This is a genomic window from Bradyrhizobium sp. USDA 4486, assembly GCF_054057995.1.
The window spans coordinates 2,296,550-2,309,802 of sequence record NZ_JBSRZV010000001.1 but is presented as its reverse complement, the minus strand read 5'-3'; the positions used below and the strand labels follow the sequence as shown (position 1 = coordinate 2,309,802).

Here is a 13,253-nt window from a genome sequence, read left to right as displayed (position 1 = left end):
CAAGGAAATCGAGAGGCCATGACCCAAGACGTTGAATTGCCAGTGACTTTGCCGGTGCGCACGTTCTGCCGAGCCGCGTACGGAATCGGAGAAGTCGGCGCCTATGCTGCCGCGCGCAGCAACGAGGTTCCGACCATCCGCGTCGGCGGATTGATCAAGGTGCCGGTGCGCGTCGCTCTCGCGAAGATTGCAAACGGCGACCCTGAAATCCTCAGGGCAGTAACCGCCGACTTTGCCGCGAAGCTCTCCCAGATGAAGGCCGAGCAAGCAGCGTGACCGATCGCACCCGCTTCAACCGAAGCAGGGGCGACCGGTGGACGATATCGGAACGGACCTTTGGCAGGGGCCATCTGGATATCGCGCTCGCCCCCAAGCTCGCAACGTCCCCGCATCGACGCGCCCGCATTTGTGCGGCGATCAGCCGCGAACTGGCGATCGAGGAAATCAGCGGGGCCAATCTCAAGCGAGAGATTTGGGCCCGCATGGTTATCGGCCTGAAAGCGTTTCCGGCTCACCAGGAGGCGGTGCGGTGACAGCAAAATCCACAACGCTCGCTGAGCCGATCGAGATTGCCAAATTCTGGAAAAATCGCGCGCGCAACGAATCCCTGCGCGTCTCGCTGAGCGAGTACGAGGGCCACGCGCTAGTCAACGTCCGCGTTTACTCCACCGGCACCGACGGCGTCGACCGGCCAACGACCAAAGGCGTTGCCATGGGAATCCGTAAGCTGCCGGAGCTTGCCCGCGCGATTGCGAAAGCCGAGATCGAGGCTCGCCGGCTCGGCCTCCTCGACGGGGAGGGCACGCAATGAACGCGCACGTCAAAGCCGAACGCCTGGTGCTGGGCGACATCAACGATTTTGCCGAATGCTGCGGTTATCAGGCCTGGTTTCTGTCGAGGGGCTGGATCGATCTGCAAACCGCTGTCGACAACATGCAGCGGCTCGCCGAGCTGTGGGGTCTCGTCGACGAGGTCGGACAGGATCACGTCCAGGCGGCCATGGCCGCGCCGTTCGCGGCTTATGCTGCCGCTGAACTTGTGTCAGGAGCGCGCGCCTGATGGATGCCCTCACCGATAAGCCATGGCTGCAAGATCCGCTGTACGGCGGAATGTCGGCCGATGCCGCTGAGGCCAGCTGGCGTGCGGCGGAATCGCGCCGGGAAGCAGACGCAGAGTGGGACCGCCGATTTGGCCCACCGCCTGAAACCTATCCTGAGAGCGCCGACGGACAACCAGATATTCCCGTTTCGAGCACCGGCCCGCGGCTCGCTTACGAGGCGATCACGCCCGGGGCATGGAGAGGTACCGAGCTCGAGCAACAGCGCTGGCTGGCGTCCGCACGTATTCCCAGCGGGGATTTGACGATTGTGTCCGGCAACGGGGGCAGCGGCAAAACCGAGATATTGGTTCAGTTGCTGATCTATGTCGCTGCCGGCCTCGGCGATTGGCTCGGCTGCACCGTCGATGCCGGCGCCGCGCTATTACTGAGTTGCGAGGAGCCGGAGCATAACATCCGCGATCGCGTCGAGCGCATTTGCAAGCACCGCTGCATCGACCCCTACAATCTGCCTGACCTGCATATGCTGTTTCCCGACCTTGAAAGCACGTGGCTCGTGCACGCTGGCAAGGACGGTCGCCTATCGCGCGCGCCCCTCCTGGACTGGCTGGAGGCCTGGATCATCGAGCACAATCCGCGCCTGGTCGTGATCGACAACGTCGCGGCAGTGTTCGACGGCGAGGCCATTGCCCGCCGGCAGGTTCGCGCATTCCTCGCGATGCTGCGGAGGATCGCCCGCGAGCATGACACCGCGATCGTGCTGCTTGACCACCCCTCGGTCCGCGGCATGGCCGACGGCACCGGTACCGCAAACTCGGTGGACTGGCGCAACTCAGTGCGCTCAATGCTGCACCTGTCGGATCCGGAGAAGGACGATCCGGATGCGCGCACCCTCACCGTCACCAAATCAAACCGCGGCCGTACCGGCGAGAAGGTCACGATCCGCTGGGAAGGGCTGACATTTACCACCGCGTCAGCCGGCGAAGCCTCACCGTATCGTGCCGCGGCCGAACGCGACGTCGAGGAGGTATTCCTGCGACTGCTCGACCGACGCAACGCCCAGGGCCGGCCGGTTCACGGTAAGACCGCCAAGGGCAGCGCGCCGGCCGAGTTTGTGCTCGACCCCGAGGCGGCTGGCATCACCGCCGACGCGTTCCGCAAGGCGATGGAGCGGCTGTTCGCCCGCGGGGCAATCCGGAACGTCGAGACTGGCCCGCAGAGCAAGCGGCGCCAACATATCGAGCGGGTGACCCTGTGAGATTTGCCGTAGTTGTCCGGATACCAACGCCCCTACCAACGCTCCCGCAGCACTTCCAACGCCCATGGCAACGACGCTGTCAACACCATTCCAACGCCTTCCAACGCTACTGCCAACGCCTGTTCTCCAACCCCCCATACCCCCCTAGCGTTGGAAGCCCTCGCGCGCGGCTCCGGGCACCGCTCGTGCGGCACGCATTCGGACGCTGCTGCGCTGGCGCTCCGCTGCGTCCAAACGCTCGCACCGAATGTGCATCACATCGACAACGACCAGCCTGCATCACGCCAAAAGCGGTCACATCAGGCCGGTCTCACGTCACCACCGTGATCATCTGCTGCCAAGCAGCAATCCCATATTTTCCCGAGCAATCCCGCGGAGCAGGCATTGCGAGCACATCACGAATTGGCGGGTGGCACGTATCGGGCACCCGAGGACGAGCCCCGGAAAGCTCGGCAGCGCCGCAGCGGCGGCCCGTGCGCGCTGGCGCATCTCAACGGCGCACCCACAGCCGGCTAGCTCGGCCAAGCCTCTCAGCAGCCCGCGCTGTCGGTCCCGAGGCGGTGCCGGCATGGTTGCGGTTGCATGGGCGGTAGCAAAGCGGCGGTCATCGAACAAAACCGCAAGTGAATTCGAGAAGTTGCTGCGGTGTACGAAACGGTTCTGCAATCCGTCTCGCTCTCTCAACGGCTATTGCGCGGATAATCACGATCACTGTGCGGCAACCGTGCAAGATCGATTGCGAGCACGGCGCAAATCGCCACTGATGCACGGCGCAACGTCCTTCGCGATCGGAGAACCATTTTGCGCGCGGGTGCCAACTCAGTCTTTCACTCTGTTGAAGCAGACCAGGCGCGGCCGCACGCGCGCGAGGGGCGGGGGGCGGGGTCGCGATCTGGCGCGGGCCAGGGCCGGCACCCGGGGGGAAAGATTCGCCGCCGTCCTGCTACGCTCCTATTCCGCACACGCGCTTTTCCTCCCAAACCTCTCACCCCGTATTTTTCCCAGGTCCAAAAATCTTTGAGGTCGCCTGATGTCTGACCCCGCCGTTGCTCCGCCGTCAGCCTCGCCCTTTCACCAGCCGGCAGTGTCGAATGACGGCACGCCGCTGCAGCCGCTAGCGAGCCACACCCAGCGCGCCGACCCTCAGCAGCCGATGACGGCTGAGAGGCACCGGCTCGCCCAGATGTCCGCTGGGCAGCTCGCCGAGCTCGAGATGGCAGATGAAATCCGGGCCGCACAGTCCGTCGTCCACAAGCGGCTTCCTGACGGCTCTGTTGTCATTGAGCCTCGGAAGCCCGACAGTGGCCCGCAGGTCGGCCAAGAAGCGGCGGCCCCGCAGGCACAGCCGACGGACAAGGTCCGCGTGGGCCAATACGAGATCAGCGAGGCCGAGCTCGGCGATCTCCTCCAGCGGACCGGCCAGCAGGATCTTGGCGCTGCCACCGCGCCGGCGCGCGCGGAAGACTATCAGGCACGCTTGCCGGAAGGATTCAAACTGCCGGACGGCATCGAGTTCTCGATCGATGATGCATCGCCGCTGCTTGCGGATGCTCGCCAATTTGCCTTCGACTACAGACTTCCCCAGGCCGCTTTCGAACGTATGGTCGCAATGCATGCTGCTGCGATAGGTGCCGATGCCGCGCAGCTCAATGCCGCGAAGGCATCTGAGATATCGAAGCTGGGCGCTACCGCTAACCAACGTGTGACCGCGGTCAACACATGGCTCGAGGGCGTTCTCGGCACCGAGCTCGCGAAACCCATGAAGACCGTGATGGTCACCGCCGGCATCGTCGCGGGCTGGGAGCGGATCATGGCCAAATTCCAGAGCCAGGGTGCGGCCTCGTTCTCGCAGGCGCACCGGGAGCCGGGCAATGGCAGCAAGGTCACCGAGGAGCAGTGGGCCGGGATGAGCGAGGCGGCCCGGTTCGAATACGCACGATCACATAGCCAGGGAGCACGCTGATGGCGACGGGGTTAGACAGATTTGGCCGGCGGAACCCGAATCCCGGAGCAGCAAAGACTTGGGTCTGGGATTTTGGCCAAGTCCCGCCCAAAAAGGTGGAGATGTGGGCGACGGATTTGCGCGATGCGCTTGAGCGCAGCCCCGAGCTGTTCGCGTTCGCCAGCTTCGCGGAGACCGAGCCTCCGAGCGATGAGCAGCCGAAGCCCGAGCCGGAGGCCGGCGCGTGATGCCTGCGCTTCGGCCCATTGCCATCGCGCGAGACTACAGCGGCATTCACGCCGCCTTTCGCAGCTATGTCGAAGAAATCAACCTGTCTCGGCCTGCTTTGGATGACTTGGTCGGATGGGCCGCCGGATACAGTTCGAAGGTGCTCGCGCCGGAGCCGATGAAGTCGCTCACCAGCAGGACGCTCGGCGAGTTCATGCAGGCAACGGGTCTCGTCCTGGTGGTCGCGCAAGACGTCGAAGAATTCGCACGGCGGCAGAAGCGGTTCACCTCGCGCCAGAGCTATCAAGTGCGCTTGAACCATCGCAACTTCAAGGACCGTGGCGTCTATTCCGATCGAGAAATAGCAAGGATCTACGATGAGCACATTCGTTCTGACGGTTGACCTGCCTGGGCACGATCATTCGCCTCGCGCGCATCGGCATGAAATCGGCCAGTACCTCGACATGGTGAAGCAGCAGGTCGGCGCCACCGATCAGGCCGAGGGCATCATCACGCGAAGCGAGCCGTTCAAACAGACGCCGATCGGCTCCTGGTCATTTTTGAGCGACACGAGCGAGGAGAAGCGACCGTCGCATTGCCTCGCCCTAATTGTTACCAGATGCTGAGCCGTTGCCTCACGTAAATTGCTCCCTTGGATCGGGAGCGAGCGGGGGCGAAGATGGGCTGGCTAAGCATGGCAACGCGGAAGGAACTGACGGCGGCAGCAGGCGCGCGCTATCGGCGTTCGGATCGCGCGAAGAAGACGCGGATATTGGACGAGTTCGTCGACATCACCGGATTCCATCGCAAGCATGCGATGCGACTACTTCGAGGTCAGGAAGACGCGCGCCCAAGCCGAAGAGCGCGACGTCGAATGTATAATGAGGTAGAACACAACGCGCTCGTGCTCCTTTGGGAGGCGTCAGACCGGATCTGCGGGAAGCGGCTGAAGGCGTTAATGCCTGCGTTGATTGAGGCGATGGAACGGCATGGCCACCTCGACCTTACCCCCGAGATCCGCGACAAACTTTTGGCAATGAGCGCTGCGACGATCGACCGCGCATTGGTGGGGGTCCGAGAAGGATTAGGTCGCAAGCGTCGGCGGCACGCGACGCACTCGTTGCGTCGCAGTGTTCCAATAAGGACGTCGGCGGATTGGAATGATCCGGCGCCCGGATTCGTCGAGGCCGACCTTGTCGCGCATAGCGGTCCATCTGCGCGCGGCAGCTTCATCCAGACCCTCGTGCTCACCGACATTGCTACCGGCTGGACGGAGTGCGCTCCTCTGATCGTGCGCGAACAAACGCTGTTGAGCACGGTGCTGACGGAATTGCGCAAACAATTGCCGTTTGCGCTGCTCGGCTTCGATACTGACAATGATACGGTGTTCATAAACGAGACGCTGAAAGCCTACTGCGAGGCGGCCAACATCGTCTTCACGCGTTGCCGGCCCTACCGAAAAAATGACCAGGCGTTCGTCGAGCAGAAGAACGGCGCCGTCGTGCGCAGGATAGTCGGCTATCGTCGGTTCGAGGGCCTGGAAGCGGCCAAGCTGCTGGCTGAACTCTATCGATCGGCGCGGCTGTTCGTGAACTTCTTCCAACCCTCGTTCAAATTGATAGCCAAGCAGCGCGACGGTGCCCGTGTACGCAAGACATACAGCGCGCCGGCTACACCACACCAGCGCCTGGCAGCGGACGCCCGCACGCCTGACGCTGTCCGCCATCATCTCCAAGAAATCTATGCCGCTCTCGATCCAGTCGCGTTGTTGCGCGACATCCGCGACGTGCAGGAGCGCCTCGCGGCCCTCGCTGATACCCAACCAATCGGCCATCCTGCTGTGGCATCGCAACCGATCGATCGCTTCCTGGCAAGCTTGCGCACGGCCTGGAAGGACGGAGCCATGCGACCGACGGATCGGCCACTCGTGAAGGCGAAAAGAGGCCGACGTCGTCCCGACCCGCTCATCCGAGCAACGCCAGATTTGCGAAAATGGTTTGAAGCTGAGCCTTGGCGGACTGGCAGCGAACTGCTCTCGCGCTTGCAGATGGAATATCCTGGAGCCTATCCGAACAAGCTTCTTCGAACCCTTCAACGTCGGCTGAAATCCTGGCGCAGCGAGCAAGCGAATGCGCTGCTGTTCGCTCCTAGCGAGAAAATGCCGCCAGGGTACGAGGTCACAACACCCCAATGACGTGCGAGGTACCAGCGGAGGAGGCCGGGCGCTCCGAAACCCCGGCCATCTCCGCACCCGGCCTCCTCCTCAACTCAAGCCAGGAGCAAAATAAATGAGGCAACCGATCGCACCCGGGAGCATCAGTACATGAGGCAATACGCCGTGAGCGACAATCAGAACGTCAATCTCACCGGCTGGACCAGCAGCTACGGCACGATCTACGACACCGGCAATGGCAACGCACAGCTGCGCATGTACAGCGTCACCGCACGCGAGTTCATGGCTCGTGATGCGAGGTACGTCAGCGTTCGGCCTGCCGGCGCATTGGGCCCAGTAATCATCGTCGAGTGCGGGATGCTCACCTGATGGCGAACCAGCCAGCTCTCTGCTGCTGCATCTGCCTCGTGCGCAACGAGAGCGCGCCCGCGGTTGAGGGCTGGGACGGCGCGCCGATCTGTCGCCGGCATCTGATCGAATGCGGCGGCCCCGATCATCTGCGGCCGCCGCCGCCGCGCCTCACCCTGATAGAGGCTCAAGCAAGCCGATGACCGAAAGGCAAGCCAAGCCCAAGCGCATCAGCAAGAAGATCATGGCCGCGATCGATGCCATGGTGCACGGGGACGCCGGCACCATCACGGAAGCGGCCGAGAGCGCCGGATGCAGCCGCGAGTACCTGTCCCGGCAGCTTGGCAAACCGCACATTGCCAAGGCGCTGCACGACAAGACAGCCCGCAATATCGCCATCAACGCCGCGAAGGCCGGTGCCACGAAGGTAAAGCTGCTCGACAGCAGCAACGAGCTCGTCCGCGATCGCGCGAGCAGCTTCATTCTGGGCGTGGCGGGCATCAGCCCTGAGAATGCGCCCGAGGCTCCGGGGAGCCGCCGCATGCTGCCCGGCCTGCAGATCGTGATCCATACCAGCGACGGTGGCGCTCGCCTTGTGGCAGGCCCCAGCGGTCCGCAGGAGCCGCGGCTGATCGAGCACGAGCCCGTGCCTGCCTCTGCCAATCTCGAGTGACCGCCCAATGGCTGCGTTCATTCTTTCGTAACCTAAATCAGAGCTGATGCCCCGACAGGGGAGCCGGGGATGAGCGGATTTTCGATCTATCTGTTGTTTATCACGGCAGGCCTGATCGCCGCTCCACGCCGCGTGTCATGGTTCGCCGTGCTCGTGGCGATCACAGTTTCAGCCTATTCGTTCAATCGCGACATCGAGGGCCGACCGCCGATCCAAAACGTGGAAACCAGCGAGCGGGTGATGCCTGATCAAAAGCAGGCCGACCGGGCTGCACCCCTCAGCCCCGGCCGCAGTTGAAGCCGCGCCAGGGTGCGGCGCTGGTTTACATGGCCATGCACGCGAGCGGGCGCCGTTCTGAGGGGCAGTCGATCTTGCGGTGCTACATCTGATACGACTGCAGTAGCGTCGACAAACCGCCGCATACAACGCCGATGGCTGAGAAGATCGCTGCTCTTCTATTCAATCTTGCACTTTCCGTAGCCTGCGCGTCCAATCCTCCGACCGAAACAGGGCCACCGGGCGGAGGTGGAGGCATAGGTGGCAAGCCCTCTGGAGCTGTGGGCAGCGGCGTGACCTCCGGCCGTTTGACCAGTCCAGCTCTCAACCAATCCGTGGCGGAGCCCAGACCAAAAAGCACCGCGCCGATCGCGCAAATGGTGGAGAATTGCATTTTCAGATCCTTGATGCTGCGCTTTGGGCGATGGTCTTCAATGAGCCTGCGGAGCTATTTGGACGATTGTCTCCGCGTCTCCCGGTGTCACCGTGATGCTCTCTTCTGGGGGAGGAGAAAGGGTGCCTATGATATCGCGGTTTGTGATCTGGAAGCCGTGTGAGGTTAGGTAGTTCCCGTACTGCTCCGCGATCGCGTGATCGCTTGCCGAGCCGATGGAGCGCAGTCGTATCGGTTTACCTGGAGGCAGTTTTTCTAGGAGGCTTGAGGCAACTTCATTGGTAAAGCTCAAGCGTTGCGGCCCATTGAAGACGTTGTTGATCGTCCCGCTGTTTAGCGCTGCTCCACCGGGACCAACGTGGATTGGACCATTGAACACCGGACCAGTTGCTTGCGAACTAGCTTTCTCCGATTTGGGTTTGAATAGAGGGGGTAAGGCAACAGCCGCCATTCCACCTAGCAGAGCACCAACTGTAGCACCGGCAAGCCCGCGGACGATCCAAGTTTGCCCGCCAAGGCTGGTGAGCAAGCCCGTGAAGATGGTTTCCGATATGGACATCGCCAGCCCCCCCGTATTACACCTACAATAATTGCCACTGCTAACAGAACCAGCATGCAGATCAGCGTGCGATGGCCGATGCGGTTCATGGCCTAATATCGACGGCAGGACAGCTGGTAAGTCGACACGGCCAATTCGAAACTATCTTGAGCCGAGCGAAGGCGCCGAAACTCTGATGAGCAATCATCGTTGCCTTTACTGTAGCTGAGGCAATTCGTGTAACGGTTCAAATAGGTCTCGATCTCGCCAATCGCCAAGTTCAATGACGTGATTGCGAGATTGCAGTCAGCCCATGCCGAGCTTGTGCAGACAAAGACCGCGAAAGTTAGCACAATCGCTGTGGACGTCAGTTTGCGCATCTTTGTTTTCCCAACCCCTCGGCCATCCAACCGCAACCGGAGGGCGCGCGCGAGGAGTTCCTCCCACAAGTGGAGCGTACGCGTCAACGACAGCGGAAGGTGTATGTCTTAGTACGCTCTGCGAGCCCCTCGCGCGTCAATCGGTCAGGTTCGGGACCATTCACGAAATCAAATCCTTTTGGACACGTCTGCGCCGCAAAGGTCGTACCAAAGACCTGATTCCTTTGGCTCATAGATGTCTCGGTCTCTGCTAGTCCAGGCCGCACAGTAACCATCACCATGTGCGTGTTGGCACCTAAATCACGGTGGTCGAATACAATGTCGCCAGTACTGCCCACTTGGCTTCCAGGAGCAACTTGAGGGGCCGACGAGCTGTAAGAGCAGTTCGTGAGAGCGAGCAATAAAAAAACGAAACTTCGCGAACCATACCTCTGCATATCGATTTCCCCCAGCCAGCCGCACTCTTTCGCAACCTCAAGGCGCGCGCAACCACTTATCCCCCGGTGGGGGAAGTTAATTGACGGTTAGGGCAAATCATCTGATGATGTCCGTGGGCTTGGAAACCCGGACCAGAGCTATAGCCGCACATCCTTGGTCAGGATGACACCGATTGGCGTCGGTGGTGATGGCTGAATCGTGCGGCGGTGCCGCATGAACGGACGCACTTGGCGGTGCGGCTCCGAACCCTGCCTTTATGGCCGGGGTCGGGCGTGCTGTCCAGCCCTTACGGGTAAAAGCGCTCGGCGTGTCGCTCTGGCACGTTTCCAAACCCCGGCTGCAGTGGCCGTCCCGCTGCGCGGGCCTTGGAAAGCCCTTACTCAGAGCAACCACCATGACCATCGAAAGACCCATGTTTCCGCCGCGAGCGGAGTCCGTGGATTCGTTTTATGCTAGACCCGCTACCGGACAGCCCGAAACGGAAAAACGCACCAGCGACTCGCCTAAGCCCATCGGGAGGCTATCCAACGTCATCGACCTGTCCGCCCGGCGGGAGGCGCGAGCCCTGCCTTCCGAGAAAGTCAGGCCTGTCGAATTTCCGGTATCAGGCCGTCAACGCGCCGGCCGCAAGATGAACCCCCTGCGGCATCCTTGCAATAGGGTTTCCTCGGCCGTGATAGTCGCAGGCAAACTCCAGAGGGGCGAAGCGCTCCGGGTCGACCCCTACTTCGACGAGGGCGCCTTGCTCTGGAAGGGTGTGGAGGCCGCTCGCCTCCTCGTCGAGGAGCTATTCGAGCTCGCGGTGAAGCATGGCGGGAGGCCGCAGCAATGAAAAACGTTGTTGGATTTCCCGGTGAGCGAGCGGTGGCCGACGAGAACATGCGGCACGCCCAGGCCTTCCGTGATCTGGAGGGCGATATCTGCGATTGCCTTAAGATGATCCAGGTCACTACTCGCGTGATGCCAGACGAAACTGACGAGCACCTGGTGTTCACCGTGCTTCAGACCGTCGAAATGCTCGAGCGACTCAAGAAGCGATATTACGCCCTCTGGAAGGGCGAGGAGCGTCCGACATGAAGCGCCGGCGCCGATCGCACAGGAAGCGCGACCGGCAGCGGCTGCGGCGGTAACACACAGCAGGCGCGGGGGGCTCCGGCCCCGCGCGTTTGGCCGATCTCAGTTCACCAGCGTGAACTGCTGCTTCTCACACTCCTCGAGAATGACCGACAGCCTTGAGCTTACATAGTCGTCATTGAAGAACACGGAATATACGCGGAGTGGCTGGCCCGGAGGCGGATTGACCTCGCGAAGGCACACAAGGTAAGCGCCGGGACCGACACGGGCTTTGCGAACGTCTGATATCTCGACGGGCTTTGTCAGCTTCGTCTCAGCAATAGCCCTTGCGACGCCTTTTTGTATTGCGTCTTGGCTCGGTGGTCCCGCGGTCGCCGGAGCGGGCGGTGGAGTCGAAGATGTGTCCGGCCACAAACCAAAGCTTGAACACGCTGACAAGAGCAAGCCGAGGAGCACCGGCACAAAACGCATAAGCGGACCGTTCCGTCGGTTGGCGATCTTCGCACCCTGGGACGCCATTTGGAAGTGCTTCAGCTGGCCGCGTTTCATGGCTCTGTCATGGGAAAATTTACGGGTGCGCCGGTTCACGCTGGCGGGCCTGTACCCTGTTTGATCACGTGTATCGAAAATGGATACACACTCTGGTTTCTCTGCTTGTTCCGATTTTTCTTAGCGCAGGTTACTTTTCCCGCAGCCTATAACCTCGCTCCATCGCTGGATGATTGCGGTTCTACACCTTGATCCAAAACTTCTGTCGGCCGCCGCGGTACGGGCCTATCGCGATGCTTGGATACCAAGCCATCGAGGGCTGGCTATGTGGCGGGCCGCTGATGCGATAGCCGCCGGCCAACAGCCGGAATGCAGGCCACTGCCACTAATATTGTCGCGCTCGCTCCTGCAGGTTTCACGAACAGTATGCTTTCGCTTATGTTTGAAACTGCGAGATAGGTCGCTAGGGCAAGAGCTCCGGAAAAAGGCGCCGCTGGCATGCTGCCTTCGGATCGAACGGCTGCACGCATCACCACAACTAGCAGGGCGGTCATCAGAAGTGCGCCAATCACGCCAAAGTTAACCAGCATCTGCAAATAGCCGTTGTGAAATTGTGTCCGAGATTTCACCCCGCTCGACTGCGCGAAGAGCTCCGGCAGCCGAGAGGCATCGGGTCCCCATCCGAACAACGGCATCTGCCGGATCAGGTCTACCGCCAGACCGGCGAGGGCGAGCCGTTCCTGGTTGGACTCGCTGAACTCATCAAGCGGGCGCCCCGTCTCGATTGAAGCCGTTATAAGTCCACCAAAGCGTTGCGTCATTGTGGACCAATTCGTCACGCAAACGATCGCGATAGATGCGAAGAGGACAACGGCAGCATACCGATATCGACGGCCGCCCGCATCGCGGCCGAGTCCGTATTTAAGCTGCGCGCCGAACCAGACTGCCATGGCGATGCTGGTAGCTATAAGACCTGTTCTGCTTTGGAGAGAGATCAATAGAAGCTCAGAGAAGATAATTGCAGATCCGAGGGCGGCGGCTGAGCAAACCGTGAAGACAAGCCTCGACGGTTTCTGAAGCAGTACAAATCGGAGAAGGGTGGCTGCGGATATCATCAAGAGCCCGCAGGCTAGACTGGCAGAATTGCGGTTGATGTGTCCGAGAAATGTACGGTCTGCCACCCCTGGGTCTCCGGAGAGCATGGAAATCGCCCCATTGCGTAACAACAGAACCGTTGCACCAATCGCGAGGCCGCTGACGAAGGCGACAAAAATCGTTTCCCGGCGCAATCGCCAAAACGCAAAAGGGACCGCCAGGACAGGCCCAAGAGCGATCGGCAAATGTTTGCCCAGGGCCTTGAAGTGATCACCAGGCATACCTTCGGCAGAGGCGTATGTCGCGCTCAACAGGACGAAACCAATCCAGGCTAGGCTCAGGATCATAGGCGCCTCGCGGAGGGGATTGCGATCGCCGGTCAGTACGATGATTGCCACTATGACGAGAGCGGCCGTTATGATCTCGGCGACAGATGGCGCAATGCAGCACGCAATACCTAGTAGAAATACGGCCGAATTGATGAGGTGATTTGACCATAACCGTTTGATATTATTGACTATTATACTCATCAACTGCTGCTGGATATTGCGGCTGCTGCAACTTTTTGTTTTGCAACCGGCGGTTTGGTCCATTAGAATGTATTCCTATTGTGAAAAACAAATAATCGGGGCCGGGGGGCTCGCAATTGAGGGCTGTGCTAGCTGTGTTCCAGCTTGTCAAGCTGGGAGGCAAGGAGCGTGATTGTCTTGCTGTCGCTCGGTACTTGCTGGGCCGCGGTCATGTGGTCACAATCGTCACGACGGCGGTTGACGAGAGGCTTCCGGTGCCATGTCGGGTTGTGCTCCTGGATACGCCCGGACAATTCAACCACGTCAGATCTCGCGCATTCAGTCGGGCCGCTCTCGAGTGGTCAAAGGTTGCCGAAGCTG

At 61.0% G+C, this 13,253-nt stretch carries 18 protein-coding genes; 16 read left to right on the top strand and 2 right to left on the bottom strand.

Going from position 1 to position 13,253, the window contains the following annotated elements; all coding sequences use genetic code 11:
• Window positions 1-18: 18 nt before the first annotated feature.
• From ACVWY3_RS11330 to ACVWY3_RS11265, 14 genes are all read left to right on the top strand, one after another.
• Complete coding sequence (locus tag ACVWY3_RS11330; protein ID WP_456838509.1) at window positions 19-276, top strand: hypothetical protein; 258 nt, start codon at window positions 19-21, stop codon at window positions 274-276.
• Window positions 273-533 carry a hypothetical protein gene (locus ACVWY3_RS11325; protein WP_456838508.1) on the top strand — a complete coding sequence of 87 codons (261 nt, stop codon included), beginning with the start codon at window positions 273-275 and terminating at the stop codon, window positions 531-533. Before ACVWY3_RS11330 ends, ACVWY3_RS11325 begins: the two co-directional genes overlap by 4 nt.
• Window positions 530-811, top strand: coding sequence for a transcriptional coactivator p15/PC4 family protein (locus ACVWY3_RS11320; protein ID WP_456838507.1), 282 nt, complete (start codon window positions 530-532; stop codon window positions 809-811). The genes ACVWY3_RS11325 and ACVWY3_RS11320 overlap by 4 nt, the downstream gene beginning before the upstream one ends.
• Entirely contained in the window at window positions 808-1,059 is a 252-nt protein-coding gene (locus ACVWY3_RS11315; protein ID WP_456838506.1) for a hypothetical protein, read from the top strand. Before ACVWY3_RS11320 ends, ACVWY3_RS11315 begins: the two co-directional genes overlap by 4 nt.
• A complete protein-coding gene (locus ACVWY3_RS11310) occupies window positions 1,059-2,315 on the top strand; it encodes an AAA family ATPase (RefSeq protein WP_456838505.1) in 1,257 nt (418 codons plus the stop codon). Before ACVWY3_RS11315 ends, ACVWY3_RS11310 begins: the two co-directional genes overlap by 1 nt.
• 1,084 nt (window positions 2,316-3,399) lie before the next feature.
• A complete protein-coding gene (locus ACVWY3_RS11305) occupies window positions 3,400-4,278 on the top strand; it encodes a hypothetical protein (RefSeq protein ID WP_456838504.1) in 879 nt (292 codons plus the stop codon).
• A 101-nt stretch (window positions 4,279-4,379) separates the two neighbouring features.
• A complete protein-coding gene (locus tag ACVWY3_RS11300; protein ID WP_456838503.1) occupies window positions 4,380-4,505 on the top strand; it encodes a hypothetical protein in 126 nt (41 codons plus the stop codon).
• On the top strand, window positions 4,502-4,888 hold the full coding sequence (locus tag ACVWY3_RS11295; RefSeq protein WP_456838502.1) for a hypothetical protein: 387 nt from the start codon (window positions 4,502-4,504) through the stop codon (window positions 4,886-4,888). The genes ACVWY3_RS11300 and ACVWY3_RS11295 overlap by 4 nt, the downstream gene beginning before the upstream one ends.
• A complete protein-coding gene (locus ACVWY3_RS11290; protein ID WP_456838501.1) occupies window positions 4,863-5,111 on the top strand; it encodes a hypothetical protein in 249 nt (82 codons plus the stop codon). Before ACVWY3_RS11295 ends, ACVWY3_RS11290 begins: the two co-directional genes overlap by 26 nt.
• Window positions 5,112-5,164: 53 nt before the next feature.
• The gene (locus ACVWY3_RS11285; protein WP_456837153.1) at window positions 5,165-6,679 is read left to right on the top strand and encodes an ISNCY family transposase; all 1,515 of its coding nucleotides are present in this window, start codon (window positions 5,165-5,167) and stop codon (window positions 6,677-6,679) included.
• A gap of 129 nt (window positions 6,680-6,808) precedes the next feature.
• A complete protein-coding gene (locus ACVWY3_RS11280; RefSeq protein ID WP_456838500.1) occupies window positions 6,809-7,027 on the top strand; it encodes a hypothetical protein in 219 nt (72 codons plus the stop codon).
• Window positions 7,027-7,209, top strand: coding sequence for a hypothetical protein (locus tag ACVWY3_RS11275; protein ID WP_456838499.1), 183 nt, complete (start codon window positions 7,027-7,029; stop codon window positions 7,207-7,209). The genes ACVWY3_RS11280 and ACVWY3_RS11275 overlap by 1 nt, the downstream gene beginning before the upstream one ends.
• A gap of 41 nt (window positions 7,210-7,250) precedes the next feature.
• Window positions 7,251-7,679: a hypothetical protein gene (locus tag ACVWY3_RS11270; protein WP_456838498.1), complete on the top strand. Its 429-nt coding sequence runs from the start codon at window positions 7,251-7,253 to the stop codon at window positions 7,677-7,679.
• A 69-nt stretch (window positions 7,680-7,748) separates the two neighbouring features.
• Entirely contained in the window at window positions 7,749-7,976 is a 228-nt protein-coding gene (locus tag ACVWY3_RS11265; protein WP_456838497.1) for a hypothetical protein, read from the top strand.
• Window positions 7,977-8,386: 410 nt separating this feature from the next.
• On the opposite strand, the gene ACVWY3_RS11260 is transcribed toward ACVWY3_RS11265, so the two are convergent.
• Window positions 8,387-8,908, bottom strand: coding sequence for a hypothetical protein (locus ACVWY3_RS11260; RefSeq protein WP_456838496.1), 522 nt, complete (start codon window positions 8,906-8,908; stop codon window positions 8,387-8,389).
• 1,191 nt (window positions 8,909-10,099) lie between these two features.
• On the opposite strand from ACVWY3_RS11260, the gene ACVWY3_RS11255 reads away from it, so the two are divergent.
• Window positions 10,100-10,537 (top strand): hypothetical protein, encoded by a 438-nt coding sequence (locus ACVWY3_RS11255; protein WP_456838495.1) that lies wholly within the window; start codon window positions 10,100-10,102, stop codon window positions 10,535-10,537.
• Window positions 10,534-10,782: a hypothetical protein gene (locus ACVWY3_RS11250; protein WP_456838494.1), complete on the top strand. Its 249-nt coding sequence runs from the start codon at window positions 10,534-10,536 to the stop codon at window positions 10,780-10,782. The genes ACVWY3_RS11255 and ACVWY3_RS11250 overlap by 4 nt, the downstream gene beginning before the upstream one ends.
• Window positions 10,783-11,591: 809 nt before the next feature.
• Here the strand turns inward: ACVWY3_RS11250 and ACVWY3_RS11245 are convergent.
• Window positions 11,592-12,956 (bottom strand): O-antigen ligase family protein, encoded by a 1,365-nt coding sequence (locus ACVWY3_RS11245; RefSeq protein WP_456838493.1) that lies wholly within the window; start codon window positions 12,954-12,956, stop codon window positions 11,592-11,594.
• Between the last annotated feature and the right edge of the window lie 297 nt (window positions 12,957-13,253).

Excerpts from the sequence above, each read along its gene's own strand:
- ACVWY3_RS11245 (WP_456838493.1), bottom strand. The coding sequence starts at position 12,956 with ATGGACCAAACCGCCGGTTGCAAAACAAAAAGTTGCAGCAGCCGCAAT.
- ACVWY3_RS11290 (WP_456838501.1), top strand. The coding sequence starts at position 4,863 with ATGAGCACATTCGTTCTGACGGTTGACCTGCCTGGGCACGATCATTCG.
- ACVWY3_RS11310 (WP_456838505.1), top strand. The coding sequence starts at position 1,059 with ATGGATGCCCTCACCGATAAGCCATGGCTGCAAGATCCGCTGTACGGC.
- ACVWY3_RS11330 (WP_456838509.1), top strand. The coding sequence starts at position 19 with ATGACCCAAGACGTTGAATTGCCAGTGACTTTGCCGGTGCGCACGTTC.
- ACVWY3_RS11255 (WP_456838495.1), top strand. The coding sequence starts at position 10,100 with ATGACCATCGAAAGACCCATGTTTCCGCCGCGAGCGGAGTCCGTGGAT.
- ACVWY3_RS11250 (WP_456838494.1), top strand. The coding sequence starts at position 10,534 with ATGAAAAACGTTGTTGGATTTCCCGGTGAGCGAGCGGTGGCCGACGAG.
- ACVWY3_RS11265 (WP_456838497.1), top strand. The coding sequence starts at position 7,749 with ATGAGCGGATTTTCGATCTATCTGTTGTTTATCACGGCAGGCCTGATC.
- ACVWY3_RS11300 (WP_456838503.1), top strand. The coding sequence starts at position 4,380 with ATGTGGGCGACGGATTTGCGCGATGCGCTTGAGCGCAGCCCCGAGCTG.
- ACVWY3_RS11315 (WP_456838506.1), top strand. The coding sequence starts at position 808 with ATGAACGCGCACGTCAAAGCCGAACGCCTGGTGCTGGGCGACATCAAC.
- ACVWY3_RS11275 (WP_456838499.1), top strand. The coding sequence starts at position 7,027 with ATGGCGAACCAGCCAGCTCTCTGCTGCTGCATCTGCCTCGTGCGCAAC.
- ACVWY3_RS11260 (WP_456838496.1), bottom strand. The coding sequence starts at position 8,908 with ATGTCCATATCGGAAACCATCTTCACGGGCTTGCTCACCAGCCTTGGC.
- ACVWY3_RS11285 (WP_456837153.1), top strand. The coding sequence starts at position 5,165 with ATGGGCTGGCTAAGCATGGCAACGCGGAAGGAACTGACGGCGGCAGCA.
- ACVWY3_RS11280 (WP_456838500.1), top strand. The coding sequence starts at position 6,809 with ATGAGGCAATACGCCGTGAGCGACAATCAGAACGTCAATCTCACCGGC.
- ACVWY3_RS11270 (WP_456838498.1), top strand. The coding sequence starts at position 7,251 with ATGGCCGCGATCGATGCCATGGTGCACGGGGACGCCGGCACCATCACG.